This is a genomic window from Microbacterium sp. HMWF026 (genome assembly GCF_003061325.1).
In the GTDB taxonomy this organism is placed as follows: Bacteria; Actinomycetota; Actinomycetes; order Actinomycetales; family Microbacteriaceae; genus Microbacterium; species Microbacterium testaceum_E.
This window is the reverse complement of sequence record NZ_QAJB01000260.1, coordinates 1-1,906: the sequence shown is the minus strand read 5'-3', so window position 1 is coordinate 1,906 and position 1,906 is coordinate 1. Positions and strand designations below refer to the sequence as shown.

At 68.1% G+C, this 1,906-nt stretch carries 1 protein-coding gene; it reads right to left on the bottom strand.

Translation table 11 applies throughout. The features are described from left to right. Positions 1-88: 88 nt before the first annotated feature. Complete coding sequence (ilvD, locus tag DBR36_RS10205) at positions 89-1,807, bottom strand: dihydroxy-acid dehydratase (RefSeq protein ID WP_108319075.1); 1,719 nt, start codon at positions 1,805-1,807, stop codon at positions 89-91. Between the last annotated feature and the right edge of the window lie 99 nt (positions 1,808-1,906).

Below are 1,906 nucleotides of genomic sequence, written 5' to 3'. Positions count from 1 at the left end.
CACCGCGGCCGGGGCACGGCCGCGGTGGGGGAATCGATGGACATGGGAGTACCTCGAGAACCGGGAGAAGGTGAGAAGGGGATGGCCGTCAGCCGGTGACCGCGCCCTCGGCGGCGGAGTGCACGAGCTTGGAGTACTTGGCCAGAACGCCACGGGTATAGCGCGGGGGAAGCGGTTCCCAGCCTTCACGGCGGGAACTCAGCTCGGCGTCATCGACGATCAAGTCGAGAGTGCGAGCGGCGATATCGACCCGTATCAGATCACCATCGCGCACGAAGGCGATGGGACCTGCGTCCACCGCTTCGGGAGCTATGTGGCCGATGCACAGGCCGGTTGTGCCGCCTGAGAATCGTCCGTCCGTCAACAGTAGTACATCTTTTCCGAGACCCGCACCCTTGATGGCCGCCGTGATGGCGAGCATCTCGCGCATACCGGGACCGCCCTTGGGGCCCTCGTAGCGGATGACGATGACGTCGCCGGCCTGGATCTCGCCGGCCTCGAGCGCGTCCATCGCGCCGCGCTCGCGCTCGAACACGCGCGCGGGACCCTCGAACACCGAGGCGTCGAAGCCGGCGGTCTTGACCACCGCACCCTCGGGGGCGAGCGAGCCGTGGAGGATCGTGATGCCGCCGGTGGCGTGGATGGGGTCGTCGAAGCGGTGGATGACGTTGCCGTCCACCGGGTCGGGGTTCAGGTCGGCGAGGTTCTCAGCGAGCGTCTTGCCCGTGACGGTGAGCGCGTCGCCGTGCAGCAGGCCTTCGTCGAGCATCGCCTTCATGATGACGGGGATGCCGCCGTGGCGGTCGACGTCGTTCATGACGTACTTGCCGAACGGCTTCATGTCGGCGACGTGCGGGGTGCGGTCGCCGATGCGGTTGAAGTCGTGCAGCGTGAGCTCGACCTCGGCCTCGTTGGCGATGGCGAGCAGGTGCAGCACGACGTTGGTCGAGCCGCCGAGTGCCATGGCCAGGGCGATGGCGTTCTCGAACGCCTCTTTCGTGAGGATGTCGCGCGTGGTGATGCCCTGGCGCAGCAGGTTGACCACGGCCTCGCCCGAGCGGTGGGCGAAGTAGTCGCGGCGACGGTCGGCCGACGGCGGGGCGGCCGAGCCCGGAAGGCTGAGGCCGAGGGCCTCGGCGACCGACGCCATCGTGTTGGCGGTGTACATGCCGCCGCAGGCGCCCTCGCCCGGGGCGATCGCGCACTCGATGCGCTTGAGGTCCTCTTCGCTCATCTTGCCCGCGAGGCATGCGCCCACGGCCTCGAACGAGTCGATGATCGTGACGTCCTTCTCGGTGCCGTCACTGAGCTTGACCCAGCCCGGCGCGATCGAGCCGGCGTAGAGGAAGACGCTCGACAGATCGAGACGAGCGGATGCCATGAGCATGCCCGGGATCGACTTGTCGCAGCCGGCGAGCAGCACCGAGCCGTCGAGGCGCTCGGCCATCATGACCGTCTCGACGCTGTCGGCGATGACCTCGCGCGACACGAGCGAGAAGTGCATGCCCTCGTGGCCCATCGAGATGCCGTCCGAGACGGAGATGGTGCCGAACTGCAGCGGGTAGCCGCCACCGGAGTGCACGCCCTCTTTCGCGCCCTGCGCGAGGCGGTCGAGGCTGAGGTTGCAGGGGGTGATCTCGTTCCAGCTCGACGCGATGCCGATCTGGGGCTTGTCCCAGTCCTCGTCGCCCATGCCGACCGCGCGGAGCATTCCACGCGAGGTGGTGGCTTCGATGCCGTCGGTGACGACGCGACTGCGGGGCTTGATGTCGAACTCACCGGTGTTCGGATTCTGCGGTGCGGGCATTCTCGAAGGCTATTGCGAGCGGCACGCACGCGACGCCGAACGAACGGCGAACGCGAGATTCGCAGACGGCGCGGCGCCCGACCGCGGTCTCAGCGGGTG

Bases quoted from the DNA above. Each gene is read 5' to 3' on its own strand.
- ilvD (WP_108319075.1), bottom strand. From the start codon at position 1,807: ATGCCCGCACCGCAGAATCCGAACACCGGTGAGTTCGACATCAAGCCC.